Consider the following 22,419-nt stretch of genomic DNA (forward strand, 5'->3'; position numbering starts at 1 on the left):
GCCTTCCGTTAGGAGTAAGCCTATGCAACTAGAAAGAATCGAGATTTCTGGCTTTCGAGGTATCAAGCGCATGTCACTCGCGTTTGACGAGCTAACCACGCTTATTGGTGAAAATACTTGGGGTAAGTCTTCATTATTGGATGCCCTTTCCGTCATTCTGCCCTCAGACGGTGTGCCATATCACTTTGAAATGACCGATTTTCATGTCGATTACTCTGTTTCACACCCGCAGTCTCAACATCTTCAAATTGTTCTCGCTTTAAAAGCTAACGATAAGAGCGAACTTAACGCAGGTCGTTATCGCAAACTCAAACCTATTTGGGTTCAAGATGAATTTGGCGTATTTCGCATCTACTATCGCATCAGCGCGACGTTAGAACAGTATGAGACAACAACACACTATGCATTTCTTGGTTTGGACGGTAATCCGCTCAAGCTTCATCATTCAGAAAAGCTTGCTCAAGAATTAATGACCTTACATCCCGTTATCCGTTTGCGTGATGCAAGGCACTTTGATCGTCCTTTCAACGGCAAGTCCCTTAACCACAATGCTCACCTGCCGACTAATGTTCACGCAACTAATGCAAATTCAAACGGGAACGGGAACGGGAACCATCACACGAGCAATGGCACAACAAATGGAAACGGCGCCAATAACGGTAATGGTCGACAAGCAAGAATAGAAAAACGAATAGACAACACCTGCCGCCGTCTTATGGCGATACCCGGACATGTTAATAAAGGTGAAATGCGCAGTAGCCTAGAGTCGATGCAAAGTTTGATTGAGCACTATTTTTCTTTCAAAAGTACTTCTCGTCGTAACCCTAGAAAACAGCGAGACGGATTGCTTTATTCTGCGGGTACCAATGATCAGAGTATTCATCAACTCGTCGAAGAGACCAAGAACAAACAAACTCGCTTATTATTCATGGGGTTACTTAACGCTTATCTACAAGCTAAAGGGCCAAACGACTTAAGGCGATGTGCGCGCCCTCTGTTGATCCTTGAAGATCCAGAAGGTCGATTGCACCCAACACACTTGGCAAGAGCTTGGAGCTTGATGCAGAAATTGCCCATGCAGAAAATCCTGACCACCAACAGTGGCGACCTACTTGCGGCGGTCCCACTTCAATCGATTCGTCGCTTGGTTCGTCAGTCAGACAAAACCATCGCCAATCAACTCAACATGAACCATTTCAGTAAGGATGAACTTCGACGAATTGGTTTTCATATCCGTTTCCACCGCTCTGGGGCACTATTTGCTCGCTGTTGGCTATTAGTAGAAGGTGAAACCGAGGTTTGGTTGTTCAATGAACTTGCCAACCAATGTGGCTATAACCTAGCAGCGGAAGGTGTGCAGATTATTGAGTTCGCCCAATCAGGACTTAAGGCACTGATTAAGGTCGCGCAAGAGTTTGGCATCGATTGGCATGTGGTAACTGACGGCGATGCGGCGGGTAAAAAATACGCAGCAACGGTGCTATCGAAGCTTGGTAATGATCAGGAAAGACATCGACTCACGGAACTGCCAGATAAAGATATCGAGCATTACCTATATATGAATGGATTTGAGAGCTTTTTCCGTGACATGGTTAAGATTCCATACGATCACCCTATCCCTCCAAAGAAAGTGGTTGCCAAGGTATTGAAGAAACATGCAAAACCCGACCTTGCACTCGCCATTGTTTCTCATTGCGAGAATCAAGGACAAGAATGCATTCCGCTTTTATTAAGGTGGACATTAAAACGCGTGATCACCATGGCGAATGGAAATACCTAAACATAATTTGTTTTATAGATGCTATCAGTTGCTCTACTGATGAAATATTTAGCTAGTCGCCTCAACCAAAAAAGGCACACCAAACGGTGTGCCTGTATAAATCGATATACAAATTAATTGGGGGTTATCTTGCAAGAGTTCACAGTGACTAACTAAGGTTAGGTTAACGAATTAAGCCTTTGCCTGTTTAGCGTGTTGTTCAACAACTTCCGAAGATTGAGTCGATTTCTCGTGAAGCCATAGCCCCGTTGCTTTCATCAAGTATCCAAATACACCACCAAGCAGTAAAGATGGCACTACAAGTTGCCAATCACCACCTGCAGCAAACGTCGCACAGCAACCAATGAAGGTGCCTGGGATATAACCTAGCCACGCTTGTTTCGCTTGAATACACATAAAGAAAGCCACAATAGCAGTAATCATGTAGCCTAAAATCTCTAACCCTGCGAAGGTTGAGCTTTCGATAATCACCATTGCCCAGAATACGCCAGTCATGTTGGTCAATAGGCTACCTGCAAGTCCTTTAACGCCGCCTGTTGGCGAAGCAAAGTAACTGGTGCAACCTAAGAAACCTGCCCATGACAATAAGCCGAAAGAGATAGCAATCCATCCCCATAGACCTGACAAAATACCTGTTGTTAATGAAATCGCGACTAGTGTACTCATACTATTTCTAAAGCCTAATTACGTAATTGAACGCAACCGGATTTAGCCTCACTTAAAATCAAGTAAGCATACTATGGGAAGATAGCCCTTATTTAGCCGATCACGATCACATTAATAATGTATGAAGTTGTTCATTTATCACCAGATAGAGACCGGAATCGCTTATTCAACACATTTAGTTATTAGCATTGGTGTTGAATAGCGGCTAAAGAACCGACCGTTTGCCTTTCATCATGCGCTTACCTTCACGCTTGATACATTCAGCAAGTGGGTTCTCTGCCATGTCAGCACGCCAAATAAAGGACAAGGTTCTTTCCATTTCAAGCTCAGAAACATTCAACGTCACAAGTTGACCAGACTCAACAAACTGTTCGACATCTAGATAAGGTAAACACGTTAAATATGGGCCGTTTGCAACCAAACTTCTTAAAACAGGAACGTGTTCATACTCTCGCCATACATCGAGATCGCCAATTAAATGGTGAATAGAGCTATCAAAAACTTTGCGAGTACCCGAACCATGTTCGCGTAATACCCACTTTGCTTGTTCTAATTGTGCCAAGCTGACTCGTTCACGCTTCGCAAACGGGTGATGAGCCGATGCAACCACCGTTAAATGGTCGGTACACCACACTTCTTGGTGAACTCGGTTGTCATCACAACGACCTTCGATAACACCCAAGTCATATTGATAATCTAATACGCCATCAATAACCGCATCAGTACTTTGCACGCCGAGCGAGATTCGCATCTCAGGAAAGTCGTTATCAATAATACTGATGAGGTCAGGAACAAGGTGTTCCGCTGGTGTTTGGCTTGCACCGAGTTTGAGCTCTCCACTTAGTAAATGCTGCTCATAAAAACCCATCTCAATTTGCTGCGCATCTTGCAGTAAACGCTTCGCTTTAGGCCTTAGCCACATACCCCAATGAGTAAGAGCCATTTGCTTGCCCTGCCTTTCAAACAAAGGCCTGCCGAGCATTTTTTCCAACTGTGCAAGAGACATACTTGTCGCTGACTGAGTCAACGCCAACTTGTCTGCTGCCTGACTAACACTCCCGGAATCCGCCACTGCATCAAATACCGCGAGTTGCTTTAATGAATAACGCAAAATTCATCCTTAATTCTTTTAATAACTTATGTCCTGCTGCTCGTTTTTTGTTAAGCCGATGAGCAATTAATTTCATTCTACGCGTAACCAAATCTATATCAATAATTTTGATGTGGTTTCTAAAAATTATCAATTTTACCTCTACCCCTCAACCCCCTAATCTGGAATGGCAGGACACAAACGAGCCCTGCAAAACATTACTGATTAACCATTACGGATTAACCAAGTCATTAACACTAGGAATTACACATGACGGATTGTTCAAGGGGGGGATATGGCAACCAGCACTTCTGAAAATCAGCAACTGTTCTCGCCAACAGAAATGATGGCGGAAGCCGAGAAGTTTGCATTAAGCAAAGCAAATAAAACCAGCAGCATGACATTGAGTTTGGCAATCATGGCTGGCGCATTCATCGGGCTTGCTTTTTTATTCTACATCACGGTGACCACGGGTAGCGCTGATGCTGGATGGGGATTGAGTCGTTTAGCCGGCGGTCTTGCATTCAGTATGGGGTTAATCCTGATTGTGATTTGCGGTGGCGAGCTGTTTACCAGTTCAGTGTTATCAAGCATTTCATGGGCTAACAAGCAAATCACCTTCACTAAGATGCTGTCTATCTGGGGCAAGGTCTACGTCGGTAACTTCATCGGTGCCATGTTCCTATTGGCTTTGGTAAGCGCAGCAGGCTTATATCAACTGGATGGCGGTCAATGGGGCTTAAACGCTCTGAACATTGCTCAACACAAGCTACACCACAGCCCTGTTCAAGCTTTTGCTTTGGGTGTGCTTTGTAACTTATTGGTGTGTTTAGCGATTTGGTTAACGTTCAGCTCTGCGAACGCCATGACCAAAGCAATGATGACCGTATTACCTGTTGCAATGTTCGTTAGCTCAGGCTTTGAACACTGTGTGGCGAATATGTTCATGGTTCCACTAGGCATCACGATTCAAACATTCGCACCAGAGAGTTTTTGGATGCAAATCGGAGCAACGCCTGCTCAGTACGCAGACTTAAACATCATGAAATTTGTCACCGCAAACTTAATACCAGTGACGGTCGGCAACATTGTAGGTGGTTCAGTATTGGTCGGCTTAGCCAATTGGAGCATTTACCGTCGCCCGCAGCTGAAAGCAGCAAAAATTACAGCAATTACACAAACAACAGAAATTACGTCAGTTAAGGAAATCACTATGAACACAGCAACGACTATCAAGCAAATCATGAACACCCAACCAATTACACTGAGCGTAGAAATGCCTACATCAGTCGCAATTGATTCCCTTCTAGACGCTCAACTTGTTAGCGCTCCTGTTTGCGATGTTGAAGGTCGTCTAGTGGGTATCTTCTCTGTTCACGACGTAATGGTTGACCTTTGGTGCCAAGATTACATCCCGACAAAAGGTCAGAAAGTCGTAGACCTAATGAGCCGTGACGTTGTGGCTATCGATGCAAACGACAAGTTAGTCGACGTTGCTGAGTTCCTATGCATCGACAAAGAACAACTGTACCCGACTACAAGCATGGGCTTCGCAACTCGCCTGACTTCTCTTTCTCTAGAAGAGCGTGCAAAAGCGATGAAAGTAAGCCAACCACATATGCTGCCAGTGTTAGAAAATGGCGTAATGGTCGGTGTATTAACTCGCATTGAAGTGATGCAAGCACTACGTCCAATCTACGGTGACCGACTAAACGTGGTTCCTCAAGCTGAACTAGAAACGGCTTAACTAATCGTAAGTTGAACTATTAGGGATTAGTAGTTCAATTAGATAACTCAGTCATGGCAACGTTGACTGGCAGAAGTAAATGGTGGCTTAAGACGCTGTAAAAGGTTTGACACAAAACAGACCTAAACGCGTGGCCATTTACCTCAATAAAAAAGGCGCAAAGTGAAAACTTTGCGCCTTTCTCTACTTTTATTTCTAGCTGTTTTGCTACTTTCCCTATTACCAACTAGCTAACTAGCTGCTGACCAATTTAGTATCGACCAAACTTTTGATGTCTCTAAAAAATGTTGATACCTGTCAGAAAGCTAGAAAACTAGAAAGCTAGAAAGCTAGATTACTTCTTTACACCTTCAACGTGCAGATCCATATCTACATAGCTTGAAGCGCCCATTACTGGAATGTTGAAGTCAGCAAGTTCTAGACGAGTTGTACCAACGAAACCTGCACGCTCACCGCCCCATGGGTCTTGACCAGCACCGATGAATTCAGCTTCGATAACGATAGGCTTAGTTACACCGTGAAGTTTAAGGTCACCCATTACTTCAAGTTTTCCGTCGCCTTTATCAACAACTTTCGTGCTGTTGAATGTCGCATCAGAGAACTTACCAGCATCGATGAAATCGCCGCTACGGATATGCTTATCACGTTCTGCGTGGTTTGAATCAAGGCTTGTAGTATCAACCGTTACGTTTACTGTAGACGCTTCAACGTTGCTTTCATCAAATGAGAAGTCACCTGAGAATGTGTTAAAACGACCTTGGATAAAGCTGTAACCCAGGTGGCTAACTTTAAAGTTAACTGAAGCATGCGCACCTTTTGTATCAATCACGTAATCAGCGGCGTTCGCAGCGAAAGGCATTGCCATTGCAAATGCTAATCCTGTAGCGATAATTGACTTTTTCATTTTGAAGCTCCTATCATTTTTCGTAGCGTATCGTCTTTGTCGATAACGTGGTGTTTTATCGCCGCTAAGGCGTGTACTGATGCCATGATGATCAGTACCCATGCAGCATAGTAGTGAATCGTTCCTGCGAGATCAGATTGGTTTGCAAACAGTTCACCCATACTTGGTACAGTGAACCAATTGAATACGTCGATCCCGCGGCCATCTGATGTTGAAATCAAATAACCTGAAATAAATAAAACCGCTAAGTTAATGTACATAAAGCCGTGAGCGATCTTCGCTGCTGCAACTTCATAGCTTTTACCTTCTACTTTAGGTGACGCGGTAACTAGTTTCCAAACCAAGCGGATAACAGTAACAGTAGCCAAAAGAATGCCTACCGAGCGGTGATAGTCTGGCGCTGTTTTGTACCACTCGCTGTAATATGAAAGATCAACCATCCACAGGCCTACACCAAATAAGCCAAATACCGCGAGAGCTGAAATCCAATGCATCGCTCTTGCTAAAGGGTTGTAATTTCTAACGTTGTTGTCCATGCATCTCTTCCGAATGTTAACGAGTAGTGTAGTTTCGAAAAGCGTACCCTACACCAAGTTTGTGTAACATATTATTTACCAAGCTTTACATTGGTAACATCATTTCAAATTAAACGAGTTATTCAAATTATTTGAACAAGTTTGGGCTAAACGTTAGATTTCAACGATTTGTTCGATCTCGTAAAGCTCATCTGAGATATCTAACATTTTACGTTCCATGACTTTTTGAGCGTCTTCTATCCCTTTGTTGTAGTAAACCGCCCCAAACTTTTTACTTATGAAATCGACCAAGAATTCTGTGTCGAACTGACCAAGCTCCACATCGAGTTCATCCTGCAGGTACTTTTGGAGCGTATGAGTAAGCTCAGACTTTTGTTTCGAATCTAATTGAATGGTCATGAATGTTTCCAAATAAAGAGTAAGTAGATCAATTGTGATTTGCTGACTAGACTATAGTCGAGGTAACTAGCTAGAATTCCTCATAATTTAGAATACAGACCTGTAGAGCGCCAGTGCTATCCATAAAATCACTCAGCAATGGTTAATTTTGATAGAGAGATCAAGAACTCGCACTTTGACGATAGGTAACGGAACCGCAATTACCGTACTATTGCCCATCAATAAGATAGTAGCTGTGTATAAGGGACTTCATTGTTATTAGATCTAGTGATTAAAAGCGTTAATCAATTTCAAGACGATTGCCTAAAGCTCTGTGAACGCCACTACCCTACGGTGCACAATCAAGGGATCAGTGAGCACCATATAGGAAAGGCATTTGCTCGCCGAATGGAGCACACCTTCGTTAGCTTTAATCATGCAAGCAACATCAGCCCACTTGAAATGCTTTCCTCTAGAGAAACGCCTCGACACTTCCGAATATCTTCCGAAATCGGTACCGTTTGGATGATCAGTCATCATATGGTGAGCGCCGGGAAAACATGTCGTAGAAAGTTGATGTTGGACATCCATAATTGGCAACAAGAGTATGGATTTTCCATTCAACCCAATGACGTTTTGATCATTGTCTCCGACCATTGGATTAGCCGAAGTAAAAACAGTGGCGAATTATTGCATTGGTGGATGGGTGAACTCCCAGATGAGATCACGGAATATAGTCAACAAGGTATCACGCTAAGAGAGAGTGATTCTCAATTCGCCACTGAGTTAAATAACAACTTTAAAATCAGCCCTTGCTTTATTAAATTTGGACACCCTTTAAAACGGTCAGGAAATCAACAACTGGTTCGTAAATACCTGCAACTTTATGCGGTACTTCAATGGCAGTAAGAATACGGGTCAACTTTTTCAATCAGTTTTGAAAGTACATTGTTAGACCTCTATCCCAGTATTTTATAAAAGGCAACTCATTCCCTGTTCATTAATTATTCGAACTTCCTGTTTTAATTATTAATAGCCAATCGAATCACAGTCTCGATTTTGAGAGATAGATATCATTTCTGTGTAACTCGCTTAGTCAATCTATTTTATAACTTTGACACTCCCCCATAATTTAAGCCATTAACCCTACTTTTCTCTGGTGTATCAGCGTTCTAGCCTTATATTGGTTGGGGTTAATATGTGAGACGTCACTCAGCCATTAGATTCACTTAAACTATCAAACGCAGTCAATGATAAGTAAATTTAATGATTAATGTCATTTATCATGCTGATTTTTCGTTGGTTATATTAATTCAAATATTGACGTTACAAATGAATTTTTATTAATTGACAATTTAGTAACACCTGTCAATATTGTGACAGCCGTGACGTATATTCTCGTCATTAAATAAACACCTTTATTAGCGACTATGATTTTATCAGACAGAAGTGAATTTATTAGCTGTATATCTGTGGATGCCGATATGCAGTTTATTGCGAAATATCAAGACCTAACACTTAGAAGTGTCTACCAACCTATATTTGATTCTTCTATGACTCAGATAGGTGTAGAGGCTTTAGTTCGAATTTCGAACAGCAAAGGTGCCATTGTTCGCCCTGATCACTTCTTTCATTCCGACGAAACCTCATGCACAGACAAAATTAATGTCGAGAGGCTGAGCCGAGCCATTCATATACGCAACTTCGCACAGTCGACTATTCGTCATTTACACCTATTCTTGAATGTTCTTCCTAATGTTGGCGAGTTATTTGCCGCAGAGAAAGTGAGCGATAGCTTGTTAGCTAAGCGCCTGCATGAGCTTAACTTATCGTGCGAACAAATTGTGATGGAGTTGGTCGAGCTTAATGTAGAGAGTGAAGAACGTTTGAAAGACGCAGCCCATTCATTGGCGGAAAATGGTTTTCAAATCGCTGTTGATGATTTCGGAACACAAGCATCAACAGAACAGCGGGTTCGCCATATTAATCCTCATATCATCAAGATAGATCGCTCGGTTATGTTGGACTTTGAACAAGGCGACACTCGAGAAATGGAGTTAGTACTTGATCTTGCAAACCAAATTGGCGCAAAGACAGTGATTGAAGGTATTGAAACCCAACAACAACTCGAAGCGATGCAAGGCTTAGGCTTCAATATGTATCAAGGCTACCACTTAGCCATGCCAAAGCCGATTGAGTTAGACATACGGCTAGCAATTTAGAATCGCCCTATTGTTCTTAAAGCCGCTTGCCCATTGAGTAGCGGATTTTTTAATGCTTGCCTATTCGTCCCCTCTTACCGCTCTCACGTGTCAACACATTTCAGGACGGGACAACACGCATAAAAAACCCAGTCAAATTTGACTGGGCTGGCTTAAAAGAATCTGTTTTATATCATTCCCTAATAACCCGCAGTGGACGGTTTGATTCTATATAAAATAGCGAACATCACCGGTACTACTATTAGCGTTAGTACGGTAGCAAAGCCTAAGCCTGCCATGATGGTAATCGCCATCGAGCCGAAAAATGCATCGAATACCAAAGGAATCATACCCAAGATAGTCGTTAATGCTGCCATAGATACCGGTCGTACACGACTAATCGCACTGTCGACAACCGCTAAATATGGGTCTTTACCTGTTGATAGCTCACTGTTGATCTGGTCAAGCAGTACAATGCCGTTCTTCAAAATCATGCCGCTTAGACTCAATAAGCCAAGGAACGCTGTGAAGCTGAATGGCATATTGGTACCTAACAGACCAATTGAAACACCAATGATAGAGAGTGGAACCGTAAACCAAATCACAAGCGGCTTACGAACCGAGTTAAACAGAAGCATCGTGATGATAAACATCAGCAAATAACCCATTGGCAGTGAGCCAAACAGAGATTCTTGCGCATCTTTAGAGCTTTCGTACTCACCACCCCAGCTAATGCTGTAGCCTTCTGGTAAATCTAATGCTTCTACCTTTGGTTTCACACGAGCAAACAGACTCGCTGGCGTTTCATAACCAAGAACATCGTGGTCAGCCAATACTGTTAGCGTACGTTTTCTGTCGCGACGCTGAATCAGTGGCTCAGACCATTGAAGCTCTACGCCATCAATCACTTGCTCAACTGGGATGTAAGTTTGTAGTGATGGGCTCCAAATCTTCACATTGTTTAGCGATTCGAAATCAAAACGCTCTTCTTCCGGTAAACGCGCCACGATAGGTAACATATGAGTACCATCACGCAGTAGGCCGATGTTGTAACCGCCAAACGCCATCTGTAATGTCTCAGACAAGTCAGTTTTTGAAATGCCTAGGCGACGAGCCTTAGATTCGTTGAACAGTGGTACAAGTTCTTTAGTGCGTTCACGCCAGTCATGACGAACATTTCGAGAGCCTGGATCGGCAAGCAAGATGTCTTCGACTTCAACTGCAATGTTACGCAGTACTTGTGGATCGGCACCGATAATACGCGCTTCAATTTTTGAAGCGGGTGACGGACCAAACTCAATCAACTTGAACTGGAACGTTGGTTGCTCAAATTCGTTCGCTAAGTCTTTGTCTAGCGCCGCTAGAGCCTTAAACATAGTGTCGCGGTCAGTGGTTCTTACTTGTAACTGGGCGTACGCTTCGTAGCTTTTCTCTGGTTGGTAAGTCAGTGCGAAACGTTGCATGCCCTGCCCAACCGTTGTCGTTACAAACTCCACGTCGTCTTGCTGGCGAATGTAGCTTTCAACTTTTTCTGTCTGCTTGATCGTTTCACGAACATCGGTGCCTTCTGGCATCCACATGTCTACGTAAAACATTGGGGTATTTGACGGCGGGAAGAACTGCTGCTTCACCATACCAAAACCGACGACAGAAACTGCTAATAGAGCGACCATACTAACTACAGTAAGCCATCTAAATCGAAGTGCTACTTTCAGACACGCACCGAATACCACAAACAGGATGCCTTTGTATGGGTCTTCGTTCTCATCAACCTTGTCTTCTTCTTTAAGCAACATCTCGGCAAGGAATGGCGTTAGTGTTAGTGCAGTTACCCAACTCAAAAACAGTGAGAAACACAGTACCCAAAACAGTGAACCCATGAATTCGCCTGTCGCATCCTTCGACAAACCAATCGGTGCAAACGCTGTGATAGCGATAATGGTCGCACCTAACAGTGGCCATTGTGTTTGCTTGACGATGTCTTTCGCTGCTTGAAGCTTGGTTTTGCCTTTCTTCAAGCCCACCAAAATACCTTCAACGACAACAATCGCATTATCCACCAGCATACCCAGCGCGATGATCAGTGCCCCCAGAGAGATGCGGTGCAGTTCAACATCGTTGTAATCCATCAGGATGAAGGTACCGAATACCGTCAATAGAAGAACCAAACCGATGATCAAACCACTGCGTAAGCCCATTGCGAACAACAATACAATGATAACGATGGCTACCGCTTCAACTAGGCTGATTAAGAAGTCAGCCACAGATTTGTCTACTTCTTGCGCTTGGTTGTAGAAGTAATTCAGTTCTACACCCGCTGGCTTAATGCTTTCTAGGCGATCCAGTTCCGCATCCAGTGCTTTACCAATCTCAACCACGTTTACACCAGAAGAGAACGCAATACCCAAGTTGATTGCTGGTTTACCGTTGTACGTTAATACATTGCCCGGCTTTTCTTGAATACCACGAGTGACCTCAGCGACATCTTTCAAGCGAATCAGGTTACCTGTATCGCGACCATGAATGATCAGGTTTTCTAGTTCTTCAACCGTGCTTAAGGTGCCGTTTGGCTTGATCGTAAGGCTTTGACCATTCAGCATCACCTCGCCTGCCGATACCACACTGTTTTGCTGTGCTAGCAATGCTGTCACCGTCGACATATCTAGGTTCAATGCGGCTAAGCGTTCCAGTGACATCTCAACAAACAGTTGTTCTTGTTGGTCACCTGCAATGCTAACTTTACCGACACCGTCAACCAGTTCGATTTCACGCGTTAGGTAATCTGCGTACTGTTTGAGCTCAACGTAATCGTAACCATCACCGGTCAGCATGATCATCACACCAAACACATCACCAAAATCATCGATGATCTGAACGGAATTTACACCACTTGGCAGTGTTGGTTGTAGATCGTTGATCTTACGGCGCATTTCATCCCAGATCTGAGGCAGCTCGTCTGGACCGTAGTCCATCTTCATACTGACCATAATTTGGGACATACCGTTCGATGATGTCGAGGTAATCTTGTCGATGTACGGAAGCTGTCTTATCTCTTTTTCTAGTGGGTAAGTCAGCTCTTCTTCAACTTCCATTGACGTAGCGCCAGGGTAAGTTGAAATAATCATTGCATCTTTAATGGTAAAAGCTGGGTCTTCTAAACGGGATAGATTACCAAAAGACGTCACACCGCCAATGGCCAAAATGACTAGAAACAGCCAGCTGATTACTTTGTTCTTTATTGAATATTCTGCGATGTTCATTCTGCTTTTCCTGACAATTGGATTCCGTCACGGAGTTTTCTTAAATTCGAATTTACGAGTAGCTCACCTTGCTCAACACCATGAGCGATGAGTGCGCCTTGGCCACTGATCTTGTCGACTTCTACTTCGCTTTTGAATGCTTGTCCGTCTTCCATTTTCCACACATAGAACTGATTCGCTTCAGAGCCCGCTTCTAGCGTTGTCATTGGTAATTGGTAGCCTTGAACATCGCTCAGGCCCGCTTTCGCCATATCTACATTGACCGTAACGCTCGTGCCTGGCAGGATTTCACTTTCAGGCTGCTGCATCTGCATCCAAAATTCGTAGGTACGGGATTGTGGGTGCAGTTCACTGGTGTGTTCTAGATACGTCAGTGGATATTGGCCTGTGTGACCGCCAAAGGTCGCCTCAGGACGATAGCTACTTGAACGCATGTCTGGGCTAATTGACGCCAAGATCGAATCTGATACTTGAATTCGCACATACACCTTGTCGTTCTGGTACACACTCAGTAGTGTTTCTCCAGGCGTCGTATTTTCGAATCGTTGCTTATCGACAGTTGAAACTGTTCCTGAGAACGGCGCTAAAAGTTCTGTGTAACTCAGCTTGCGTTTCGCCGCCGCCAAATTCGCCGATGCGAGCTTATAGTTAGCCGTCAGTTGGTCGTGTTCTGATTGCGATAACATTTCGCTGCCAAACATCTCCGTTCCACGGGCCAACTGTTTGCTTGCCAGTTTGAATTGAGATTGAGCATCAGTCAGATCTTGTACGTACGTTGCGTTATCTAAGGTGGCTAATAACTGCCCTTTTTCGACATTGTCGCCCGCTTCTACTAATACTTGTTGAATCTCGCCTGCTAGCTTAAATGCCAAGGGAGTCAATTCAGCTGGCATCACCTGTCCATTAAAACTTCTGAACTGATTAGTAAGCGGTGCGCCAACTTCAAAGGTAGAAACCAACAAAGGTGGTTGTTCACGGTGTACAGCTTCATTGTTACAGGCTTGAAGTAACAGAACCGACGCGACAACAACTGATAATTTTGAAAGGTTCATTAAATACCGCCCTCACGAAGCCAAGCTTTTACTTGTTGTCCGTCTGATAACACATCCACACCCGCTTCAACGATAAGGTCACCAGACGACAATCCGTCGATAACCTTGCCTTGCTCATCAAGAAGGACTTGTACTTTAGAAATCAGTTGAGAGTCAGGGTTATAACGCCATAGTTCACCATGGCCTACGTCTTTGTTTAACCAAGCTGAATCCACAATACCAATGCCGTAGTCAGATTTACTTTTCTGAACTTCAACTTGCGCTGTCATACCAGAAAGTAGATTGATGCCTTCTGGCTTTTCGATAGACACAACCGCTTGGTAGCTGTTGGTATCTTCATCTGGTTGCGTTGAGATTTCTTTAAAGCGAGTCGGGATACGAATGCCGCGGTGGCTGTCCATCACAACCCACATGTTTGAGCTCGTTAGGTCTTGAATAGAACGGTCTTCAAGCTTTGATACTGGAATTGAAAACGTCACATCCATTTCACTGTGATTCAAAATATTCAGTACAGGCTGCTTTTCTGCGATCAATTGATATTGCTTTCCAAACACCATCGATACCACGCCATCGAATGGAGCAACTAAGGTAGTGTAGCCAAGGTTTGTTTTTGCTTGGTCCAACTCAACTTCAGCGGCAGTAAAGGTGTTTACGGCTTGGTCGTAGTAATCGGTACTGACCAGTTTTTTCGCATACAACTCAGAAGCTTGTTTGTATTGGCTGTTCGCCAGATCAAATTTAGCTTGGGCTGCGTCAACGGCAATACGGTAATCCGTCGCGTCTAATACGGCTAACACCTGACCTTTCTTCACTTCTTGTCCCATACGAACATCGAAGGTTTCTATATCTCCACCCACTTGGAAAGAAAGTGCCGCACGGTCGGTTGCATCAACCTTTGCAATGAAGCTATCGAGATCAATATCAGTCTGTTGTGGGATTTCGAACAGCTTGACTGGCTTGATTACCTGCACATTTTCCTCTGACTGAACTTTGTCACATCCAGTTAGAGAGCCTGCGAGCAATAGTGCTGCAATAACAGCTCCCATGCGCTTGCTCGATATGGCATTGATAGACAAATTGAACTGCATGATGCCTCTCCGTTTAATTATTATGATTTATTACACATGTGGGCAGTATATTTAATATTAAATAATTCTCAAGTTTTACTTTCCACTTGTGCAGTATTTTTTATTTCAGTAAAAACAGTGTAGAATGTTGTAATCAGGTAATTATGTGAAATGAAGATGACCGAAAAGAAGCAAGGTAGAAGAAGTGCAAAAGACGCCGAAGAGACGCGTTTTTTGATCATGAGCGTTGCCGCAGACATGTTCTGTGACTTTGGCTACGATCGTGTATCACTGCGAAACATCAGTGAAAAGGCAGGCGTCTCGCATAGCCTTATCCGCCACCACTTTGGTAGCAAAGAAAAGATTTGGCATGCAATAAGTGATTGTTTACACGATTATTTTCAGTCTTACATCAGTAAGATTATGGAAGAGCTGCCAAAAGATGTTGCGCCAAATATCGCTATCTACCTGTTTAGCATGCGTCTGTTCACCAACATGATTCACTCACGTAGGCCAATGCAGCTTATTTCAGACTCTGTTCGCCAAGAAGACAACCTAGTTGATTACTTCATCGACAATGTCGGCGATGTTGAAAAAGAGATTAACGGGCTTGCCGCTGAGTACAATGCAGCTAACCCAGACAAAATGATCAACATTTACGAAGTTAAATGGCAAATGATCATGTACGCAAACGGCGCTGTATGCCTCACTCCCTTTATGGAAAGCACTTGGAATGAAGGCGATATGGTCACCTCTCCTGAAGATGTTCTACTTAAGCATTGGCAGCTTTTCAACACGCAGATGGTCAGCAAGTTCAATATTGATGAAGAGTGGGTTCTAAACCCAACCTCGATTGAAGAGCTGATTTATGAAGTGCCATGTGAATGGAAGTGTAACCAGGAACATAAAGCTTAATCGGGTTCATACCCATGATGAGCTTATAAGATACAAAAACGCGCCGTTACAGAAGTCACTGTAACGGCGCATTTTTATATGTATAGATCTTTAAACTGGAGCTTTGTCCAGCTTGTTAACGACGTGCTTTACCGCGGTTTTGGTGAATCTTAAGCTTCGCTTTCATCTTACGTTTTTCTGATGAACGGCTCTTGCTGCGACCACCACGATCGGGCGCTAGATCTTTTTCAAGGCTTGGTTCAAAGCCCTCTAGCCACTCTTGAGGCAAGCGCGTATCAAGTAATCGCTCAATGTCACCCAATAGGTAAGCTTCATCCTGACTCATCAAAGAGATCGCTAAGCCGCTGTTACCCGCACGGCCAGTACGTCCGATGCGGTGAACATAATCTTCTGCTTTAAATGGCATGTCATAGTTCACAACTTGTTCTAGCTGCTGAATATCAATACCACGAGCTGCCACGTCGGTTGCGATCAACGCACGAACTTTGCCTGACTTGAAATCGTCTAGGGCTTTTTGACGCGCACCTTGGCTCTTATCGCCATTGATTGATGCCGCTTTAATGCCGTCTAACTTAAGCTCTTTAACGAGAGCATCAGTGCCCTGCTTAGTCTTTGTGAACACCAACACTTGTTGCCAGTTTTTTGAACCAATCAAATACGCTAATAGCTCACTTTTACGCGACTTATCTACCGGGTAAACCATCTGTGTTACGGTTTCAGCGGTGCTGTTTTTTGGCGTAACTTGGATTTCACTTGGCTTCTGCATCATACGGTGTGCAATCGCTTTGATTTTGTTATCAAACGTTGCAGAGAAGAACAGAGTTTGACGCACTTCGTTCATGCGAGAAAGAATACGCTTGATGTCAGGCATGAAGCCCATATCTAACATACGGTCAGCTTCATCCAGTACCAGTACTTCCGTTTGGCTCAACATGATGTTTCTAGTGAACATGTGATCAATAAGACGACCAGGCGTCGCGACAAGAATATCTGCGCCACCGCGTAAGTTATCAGTTTGCACCTTCATGCTAACGCCGCCGTAAGCCACCACGACTTTAATGTCGGTGCCCTTTGCGTAGCTAGTTAAGTTATCGAAAACCTGTTGTGCCAATTCACGAGTTGGCACTAATACAAGCGCACGAACGAGCTTAGGGTTCGGAATAACGTTGTCTTTTGTCTCGATTAATCTTTGAATAATCGGTAAACCAAACGCAGCCGTTTTACCTGTACCCGTTTGAGCACCAGCCAGTACATCTTTGCCTTCTAATACCAATGGAATTGCTTGTTCTTGAACACTGGTAGGAGCCGTAAAATTAAGCTCAGACAACGTGGCAAGAAGATGCTCAGATAATCCTAGTTGGTTAAAAGATTTTGTAGATTCAGACATAGTATGATGCTCAAAGATTAAATAGGCGCGGATTGTAGCAAACCTGCATTACGCTGTTTACCTTTCCTTTTGATTTTTCTTCATTTGAAGCGCATTAAACTGCTTAGCTTCCTCTAAAACGTTGGGATAAAGCTCATTAAAGTGACACTGCAACGTATCATAGTGACGTTCGAGGTCATCGTAACATGCCTCGAGCATACCGAGCTTAGGCCTTCTCAACGCCATTCGCTGCAACACCACCTCTATAGATGACATGTCTTGATAGCTCTCTAACCATCTATGCTCAGCCATTTTCTGATGAACCATAACGAAATTTTCAGGCCAGTGTGGCTCTTGATGTTCAAAGATCTGCTCATGGCTATCTAAACAAAAACGCTCTAATGTCTGCTGTGAAAACTGATCCCAATGATTGGCTAAGCAGTGATCCCAAAATACATCGAGTGCGATAGGCGCAAAGCGTCGTGTTTGGTCTGAGAAAAGTGATTTTGCAGAACGAGATACATCATGACGATCAGTATAGCTATCAACAAATCGATGAAGCCTAATACCGTCAGAAAGGGAATCAGAATAGTGTTTATTAGGGTCGCCTTTAACAAAATCACCTAACAGGTTACCTGCTAAGTTGCTGTTACAGTGCTTGGCGATGTGAAGGTGTGCGAGAAAGTTCATTGAACCTCATTAAAGTATCGAGAACTAAGTAACATGGTAAACGTACTCGTTTATCTTCGCGAACTTTAATGAGGATAGTTTTGGTATGACGTGTGAGCGAATACGATTTGCTCAGTTTAGAATTGTTTGCTTTGAGAAGCTTTAGCTAAGAAAACTTTTAGCTTTAAAACGTTTCAGTTGAAACTGAATTAAAGATCTTAAAAGCTTAGTTCGAAGACTTGAAAAGCTCTTCTGCTAACTGTTTCACTGTCTGCTCATAGTCAGACAAATCAATGCCAATTTCCATAGCATCTAACAACTCTAGACTTTCGTCATTATAAGATTGGTCACTCATTGTGCCCCCTCTATTCCTTGATGTGGACATGATGTCCGATTAACTAGTGCACCATCTTGGACTTATATTATGTCACTTTGATGAACGCACTCTACTCTACCCATTCCATATTCATAGCTTAAAGCTACTCGCGATCATTAACGCTTTTTTGCGCTAAAGGGGTATACGCGAACGACATATGTACTGCCACCTTACACCAAGTACAACAAATTACTCTATAAATTTTGAAACCGATCATGGTCAAACGTTTGCTTTGCTCAATTGAATGCTGACACGCCCCTTGTGTAAATATTAATTTACAGTGGATGTTTTTAATTACAATAAGAATTGCATTTGGAATTAAACTCAATCAGAATACTTCAAAATCGAGATATTCTTTGGGTTTATGCGCTTAAGCTAGAAGAATTACAATGAAAACACACCCTAACGTAAAGAATTATATACAATGAATAAATCAAAGGTTTTTGGTAGTACTTTGATCATTGCAGGCACAACCATTGGTGCTGGCATGCTCGCTCTTCCACTTGCTTCTGCAGGTATTGGCTTTTCAACTTCACTTTTCTTGATGCTGGGTTTATGGGCGTTAATGGCTTTTACTGCGCTATTAATGGTAGAGCTTCACCAATTCGCAGAATCTGACGCTACCCTACACACGTTAGCTCATACCATTTTGGGGACAAAAGGAAAGTGGATTGCGAGCTTCGCGGTGATGTTTCTTTTCTACGCTCTGTGTGCGGCATACATAGCTGGCGGCGGTGCGCAATTTAACCAACGAATTTCGGATATCGCGGGTATCGAACTTAATGCTCAAATCACCACGCTTCTATTTACCCTATTAGTTGCCGGCGTTGTTACGATTGGTACACACAGTGTTGATAAAGTTAACCGCGTTTTGTTTGGCTTAAAGCTTATCGCGATGGTTTTGGTACTCAGCTTCCTGGCGCCAAACATTACCTCTCAATACCTAATGAGCATGCCTTTACAGCAAGGCCTGATTGTGGCGGCGATTCCGGTTGTGTTTACCTCTTTTGGTTTCCACGGCAGCATCCCATCAATTGTTCGATACCTAGAAGGTGACGTTCGTTCTTTACGTAAGGTAATGATTATTGGCTCGGCACTGCCTCTGGTTATCTACGTTTTCTGGCAAAGTGTTACTTTGGGCGTGATTAGCCAAGAGCAGTTGTTGTCTGACACAAGCTTGGGCGCGCTATTAGTCTCGCTATCGCAAACGGTTCATCAATCCAACCTAAGCGTGATCGTCGGTGTGTTTGCGGACCTTGCACTGCTGACATCTTTTATTGGTGTAAGCTTGGGCTTATTTGAATTCATGGGCGACTCACTGAGCAAGAAACTAGGTAACGCAAAACGTGTTAAGACAGCTGCTATCACCTTCTTACCGCCACTGGGTTTTGCCTTATTTTACCCACAAGGCTTCATCATGGCTTTAGGCTACGCAGCCATTGCACTTTCAGTGCTCGCGATTCTGTTACCAACAGTGATGGTCTACAAGGTTCGTTACACTGATTTCTCTGTCAAACCTCAATCTGCAGAAGCCAGTTACCAAGTGTTAGGCGGTAGCAAAGCGTTGTTTTTAGCAGGTAGCTTTGGCGTATTTATCATTGCCATTCAAGTTCTTATTTCAGTAGGGTTACTGCCTTCTTTGGGCTAATAAACCTATACAGAACTAATTTACTTGATCCAGATCTCACAAATAACATGTCACTATCATTAATTTTCACAATTAGTCGATTGAAGTCACATTTTTATTGAGGTCGGTTATTTAGAGTCCACGGTAAAGGATTTACCGTGGAGTTTTTATGAAAGAAGTACAATTTCGAACGATAGACAAACTGTTTATCAAGATGTCGATCAACGACAAATTTTGGGTCATTTTCTTAATCTTTTTTGCCGCTTTGGCAAGCCTAGCTGGACTGAACTACGTCAACAAAATGGAACACATTGACGTAACTGCAAAACAGCAGGTCGAGTATCAACTGCAAGGCATTTTATCAGCATCAGATTCCCCTGCTTCTGTTCGCTCTGTTAGCCAGCAAACTCGCGCTCAACAAACCACTATTTCAAACAATGGTTCGGTGACTGCCACAGCACTCGCACAAGATGGCAACTACTACTCACTTACCGTTTCAACTAACGATATACAGAATCAAAAGCAGCAAGCACTGTACACTTTCTTACTGAGCTTTTTGTGGTGTGTGCCTTTTGGTCTTTTCTGTTACTGGGTAGCGACTTTCCTAGGCGGCGCACTTTGGGTTCTTTATTCAACGACTCAAAAGATTGGTGATGGTGACTTAACATCACGCCTTGGCTTCCACCCTGGCCGTGACGAGTTCGGCACGATTGGTTGTGCGCTTGACCGTTCAATGGACACGCTTAGCGAGTTAGTCAACAACGTAAACCACAGTGCAGCAACGCTAAGTGAAACGTCAGCTTCTTTCGAAACAGAGATGAAGCGCAGCGAAACACAAATCATGAGCCAAAATGCCTCTCTAGACTCTGTAGCGACAGCAATGGATCAGATGACAGCTTCGGCAAATGAAGTCTCTAACATCTCTGCACGCTCAACTGAACAAACAGAACAAGACGCGCAGCAAATCAACGATAGCCACGCGAAGGTTCAACAGGCAATCTCGGAAATCACCACCCTTTCTTCTTTGATTGAGCAAACCTCATCTTCTGTTACTAGCTTGAATGTGAATACGAGCCAAATTAACGAGGTCATCACGACGATCAATGCTATTTCAGAGCAAACTAACTTACTTGCTTTAAATGCCGCGATTGAAGCCGCTCGTGCGGGCGAGCAAGGCCGAGGTTTCGCTGTTGTTGCTGATGAAGTAAGAACACTGGCAAGCCGCACTCAGTCGGCTACTGTAGAAATCCAAGCGATGATTGAACGCTTACAGCAAGAGAGCCAAAATATCGCGAAGATCACCGAACAGACGGTTGACCAAGCGCAAACCAGTAGCCAGTTGATTTCAAACATTGGTCACGACGTAAACTCGATTGCAGATTCAGCTCAAGCACTAATGGACATGAGTATCCAAATCGCAACATCAGCCGATGAGCAAAGTAACGTTGCCAATACGATTGCAGCAGAGCTTAACGATATTCGAAGCCAATCCGATGTGATTAAAGACGTGGCTCAGAATTCTTCAAATGGCGTATCTAGGCTAACAGAAGCGTCGGTTTCTCTATCTCAGACATTGGCACGCTACCGAACTTAAGGATCAACTGGTGAACTAGCGGCGTGAATTGAAAACAAACTAATGAGGACTCGTAATGGGTCCTTTCTTTTTGGCTTTTGTTTAATAACATTACAAGAACCATGGTCAATAACGATGACATTATCAATTACCATGAAGCAAGTCGCAAAGGAGAGATTAAGAAGTGTCAGAACTGTCTAATATTCGAGCTTAGGAGTAATCTAATTGAACGGGTCTTTTTTCGCTTACCCTCTTGCTGCAGGTGACACATAATGAATAAAACAGAAACACCAAACACCGACGACATTACATGCCCTTTATGCCAACACGACGAGTATCTGCTTTCAGAAAGTGGAGAAAAGTTTACTTGTGCATCTTGCGGTTTCCACACCAAACAATTTAGTAAGGTAGTCAGCCTTCAATTAAGCTCTACCCCACCAAAGCTGCAGAATTCGATATACCACCATTTGAGCAGTGCTTGCCATTAATCCAAACTGAAATTTCTTCTAAACTGTAGATATCCTGAGCCGCGAGTTCTGCTGAGTCGGCTTCGGGATCTACGATTGCTTCATCAATACTCGGGCGTAATCGAAACGATTGGATACCCGCGCGAACACCAGCCTCAATCCCTTTCAACGTATCATCCACGTAGATGCACTCATTCGGTAGAAAGCCCATGTTCATGGCTGTGTACATGATTAGATCAGGTTCTGGCTTCCAGCTGTTAGCATCAAAAGCTGAGAACACTTTGCCTTTGAAGTCGTCTAGCATGCCTGTCATCGCCAATGAAGATTCAACTCTAGATTTCGGTGCATTGGAAGCAATACAAAACTCGATGTCTTGTTGTTTGAGAAATTCAATAAGTTCGATAGCGCCGTCCATCGGTTTTAAATGACGCTGGAACAGTGCTTCTAATTCAGTGCGATATAACGGTTCGAGTGTATCAATCGAGATAGATAGCCCAAGACGTTCTTGTGTATCCATTAAGATGTCAGCTAGCTTCCCGCCTTGGAAATGCGCATAGCAGTCGTTGACGTTTAGCTCCGCTCCAAAGCCAGTGAAAACGTTCACCAAAGCTTGGCAGCACAGCTTTTCACTATCGATAAGTGTTCCGTCACAATCGAAAATCACACATTTAGTCTGTTCTAACCGCATAGGTATCTCACTCAGATTGAATCCAAGTTTTATCCTATAGTGTTCTTTCAATGCGCG

The 22,419-nt window shown here is 43.5% G+C and carries 19 protein-coding genes; 7 read left to right on the top strand and 12 right to left on the bottom strand.

Translation table 11 applies throughout. The annotated features are described in order from the left end of the window. The first annotated feature begins 22 nt into the window (after positions 1-22). Positions 23-1,780, top strand: a complete 1,758-nt coding sequence (locus tag AB4323_RS21080; protein ID WP_371725487.1) for an ATP-dependent endonuclease — start codon at positions 23-25, stop codon at positions 1,778-1,780. A gap of 171 nt (positions 1,781-1,951) precedes the next feature. Here the strand turns inward: AB4323_RS21080 and AB4323_RS21085 are convergent, their stop codons facing one another. Further along, a complete protein-coding gene (locus AB4323_RS21085) occupies positions 1,952-2,446 on the bottom strand; it encodes a DUF1097 domain-containing protein (RefSeq protein WP_017059817.1) in 495 nt (164 codons plus the stop codon). 205 nt (positions 2,447-2,651) lie between these two features. Continuing rightward, positions 2,652-3,557, bottom strand: a complete 906-nt coding sequence (locus AB4323_RS21090; protein ID WP_102333462.1) for a LysR substrate-binding domain-containing protein — start codon at positions 3,555-3,557, stop codon at positions 2,652-2,654. A gap of 274 nt (positions 3,558-3,831) precedes the next feature. On the opposite strand from AB4323_RS21090, the gene focA reads away from it, so the two are divergent. After that, positions 3,832-5,283 carry a formate transporter FocA gene (gene focA / locus AB4323_RS21095; RefSeq protein ID WP_372153291.1) on the top strand — a complete coding sequence of 484 codons (1,452 nt, stop codon included), beginning with the start codon at positions 3,832-3,834 and terminating at the stop codon, positions 5,281-5,283. Positions 5,284-5,617: 334 nt separating this feature from the next. Here the strand turns inward: focA and AB4323_RS21100 are convergent, their stop codons facing one another. The 3 genes from AB4323_RS21100 to AB4323_RS21110 form a co-directional block, all read right to left on the bottom strand. Then, positions 5,618-6,187 carry a YceI family protein gene (locus tag AB4323_RS21100; RefSeq protein ID WP_017059819.1) on the bottom strand — a complete coding sequence of 190 codons (570 nt, stop codon included), beginning with the start codon at positions 6,185-6,187 and terminating at the stop codon, positions 5,618-5,620. Next, entirely contained in the window at positions 6,184-6,723 is a 540-nt protein-coding gene (locus AB4323_RS21105; RefSeq protein WP_017059820.1) for a cytochrome b, read from the bottom strand. Before AB4323_RS21105 ends, AB4323_RS21100 begins: the two co-directional genes overlap by 4 nt. Positions 6,724-6,876: 153 nt before the next feature. Further along, positions 6,877-7,122, bottom strand: a complete 246-nt coding sequence (locus AB4323_RS21110) for a DUF2164 domain-containing protein (RefSeq protein WP_017059821.1) — start codon at positions 7,120-7,122, stop codon at positions 6,877-6,879. A gap of 252 nt (positions 7,123-7,374) precedes the next feature. On the opposite strand from AB4323_RS21110, the gene AB4323_RS21115 reads away from it, so the two are divergent. After that, complete coding sequence (locus tag AB4323_RS21115; protein WP_029236415.1) at positions 7,375-8,010, top strand: hypothetical protein; 636 nt, start codon at positions 7,375-7,377, stop codon at positions 8,008-8,010. A 575-nt stretch (positions 8,011-8,585) separates the two neighbouring features. After that, positions 8,586-9,323 carry an EAL domain-containing protein gene (locus AB4323_RS21120; RefSeq protein WP_104216360.1) on the top strand — a complete coding sequence of 246 codons (738 nt, stop codon included), beginning with the start codon at positions 8,586-8,588 and terminating at the stop codon, positions 9,321-9,323. A gap of 179 nt (positions 9,324-9,502) precedes the next feature. On the opposite strand, the gene AB4323_RS21125 is transcribed toward AB4323_RS21120, so the two are convergent. The 3 genes from AB4323_RS21125 to AB4323_RS21135 are packed head-to-tail and all read right to left on the bottom strand — an operon-like array spanning position 9,503 to position 14,702. Continuing rightward, positions 9,503-12,562 (bottom strand): efflux RND transporter permease subunit, encoded by a 3,060-nt coding sequence (locus AB4323_RS21125; protein WP_372153294.1) that lies wholly within the window; start codon positions 12,560-12,562, stop codon positions 9,503-9,505. Then, positions 12,559-13,614, bottom strand: a complete 1,056-nt coding sequence (locus AB4323_RS21130; RefSeq protein ID WP_372153296.1) for an efflux RND transporter periplasmic adaptor subunit — start codon at positions 13,612-13,614, stop codon at positions 12,559-12,561. The genes AB4323_RS21125 and AB4323_RS21130 overlap by 4 nt, the downstream gene beginning before the upstream one ends. Then, positions 13,614-14,702, bottom strand: a complete 1,089-nt coding sequence (locus AB4323_RS21135; RefSeq protein ID WP_017064636.1) for an efflux RND transporter periplasmic adaptor subunit — start codon at positions 14,700-14,702, stop codon at positions 13,614-13,616. Before AB4323_RS21135 ends, AB4323_RS21130 begins: the two co-directional genes overlap by 1 nt. Before the next feature lie 150 nt (positions 14,703-14,852). Between AB4323_RS21135 and AB4323_RS21140 the strand changes: the two genes are divergently transcribed. Further along, entirely contained in the window at positions 14,853-15,596 is a 744-nt protein-coding gene (locus AB4323_RS21140) for a TetR/AcrR family transcriptional regulator (protein WP_017069888.1), read from the top strand. 115 nt (positions 15,597-15,711) lie between these two features. Here AB4323_RS21140 and AB4323_RS21145 read toward each other — a convergent pair whose 3' ends face one another. From AB4323_RS21145 to AB4323_RS21155, 3 genes are all read right to left on the bottom strand, one after another. Next, on the bottom strand, positions 15,712-16,983 hold the full coding sequence (locus AB4323_RS21145) for a DEAD/DEAH box helicase (protein WP_017059829.1): 1,272 nt from the start codon (positions 16,981-16,983) through the stop codon (positions 15,712-15,714). A gap of 57 nt (positions 16,984-17,040) precedes the next feature. Next, positions 17,041-17,652 (bottom strand): ACP phosphodiesterase, encoded by a 612-nt coding sequence (locus tag AB4323_RS21150; RefSeq protein ID WP_017059830.1) that lies wholly within the window; start codon positions 17,650-17,652, stop codon positions 17,041-17,043. Positions 17,653-17,857: 205 nt separating this feature from the next. Further along, a complete protein-coding gene (locus AB4323_RS21155) occupies positions 17,858-17,986 on the bottom strand; it encodes a hypothetical protein (protein ID WP_017059831.1) in 129 nt (42 codons plus the stop codon). A 445-nt stretch (positions 17,987-18,431) separates the two neighbouring features. On the opposite strand from AB4323_RS21155, the gene AB4323_RS21160 reads away from it, so the two are divergent. Continuing rightward, positions 18,432-19,655, top strand: a complete 1,224-nt coding sequence (locus tag AB4323_RS21160; RefSeq protein ID WP_372153298.1) for an aromatic amino acid transport family protein — start codon at positions 18,432-18,434, stop codon at positions 19,653-19,655. Between the two features lie 148 nt (positions 19,656-19,803). Continuing rightward, positions 19,804-21,228 carry a methyl-accepting chemotaxis protein gene (locus AB4323_RS21165; RefSeq protein WP_017072169.1) on the top strand — a complete coding sequence of 475 codons (1,425 nt, stop codon included), beginning with the start codon at positions 19,804-19,806 and terminating at the stop codon, positions 21,226-21,228. A 408-nt stretch (positions 21,229-21,636) separates the two neighbouring features. Here the strand turns inward: AB4323_RS21165 and AB4323_RS21170 are convergent, their stop codons facing one another. Next, positions 21,637-22,362 carry an HAD-IA family hydrolase gene (locus AB4323_RS21170; RefSeq protein ID WP_048612527.1) on the bottom strand — a complete coding sequence of 242 codons (726 nt, stop codon included), beginning with the start codon at positions 22,360-22,362 and terminating at the stop codon, positions 21,637-21,639. Positions 22,363-22,419: the final 57 nt, after the last annotated feature.

Source organism: Vibrio sp. 10N.261.52.C11, from assembly GCF_041471405.1.
Lineage (GTDB): Bacteria > Pseudomonadota > Gammaproteobacteria > Enterobacterales > Vibrionaceae > Vibrio > Vibrio crassostreae_C.